General features: G+C 78.6%; 1 protein-coding gene and 1 pseudogene. Both read right to left on the reverse strand.

All coding sequences use genetic code 11. From position 1 onward, the window contains the following. Nucleotides 1-107 (reverse strand): annotated as a pseudogene (locus VR44_RS47945) (RDD family protein); the annotation flags it as partial. 84 nt (nt 108-191) lie between these two features. Beyond that, the coding region (locus tag VR44_RS36315; RefSeq protein WP_107072585.1) for an RDD family protein at nt 192-681 on the reverse strand (490 nt) is incomplete at its 5' end.

Raw genomic sequence — 681 nt, forward strand, 5'->3', positions numbered from 1 at the left:
GGTGAGCCGTACGGCGGGCCGGCCGGCGGAGGCGTCGGTTCCTGCGGCTTCTTGAGGAACGGGTCGTCCTCGGGCGGCTGGCCCGGGGGCGGCTGGTCGGTGCTCATGGCCCGAGTCGAACCCGGCCCCGCCGCACCCGCAACGCGACGGTGTCCGTCCGGGGGACGGGCCCCGCTCCCACCCCCGCCCCGTCAACGGGACACGTACGTGCGGGCCGCCCTGTCGTGCCAGCCCCGCCGACGCGGCCGGTCGAACAGGCACCACAGGCTCCCCGGCAGCCCCAGGAACCCGTACACGAGCATGCGCAGCAGCGCCGCGCCGAAGCCGGGCGGACGCAGGGTGGCGGTGGCCAGCACCCGCACCCCGCACAGCTTCTTGCCGGGCGTGCGGCCCCAGCGGGCGGTGGGCAGGGCCTCGTAGAACACCCCGAACAGCAGCAAGGCGGCCAGTACGAGGCCCAGCCGGCCGGCCGTCGTGGCGTCGAGCAGCCACACGGTCGTGGTGCGGCCGCTCGCCCGGGCGGCGGCGACGGCCACCCCGGCGAGGACGAGCGAGTCCAGGACCCTGGCCAGCCCCCGCCGCACCAGCCCGGCGGGCCGCACGGCGCGCTCCGCCATCCGCTCGAAGACGGCCCGGGCGTCCTCCCGGCCGGGCTCCGCCGGGGCGGGGGCGGACGAGGGG

Origin of the sequence: Streptomyces katrae, assembly GCF_000966975.1 — a bacterium.
GTDB lineage: Bacteria > Actinomycetota > Actinomycetes > Streptomycetales > Streptomycetaceae > Streptomyces > Streptomyces katrae.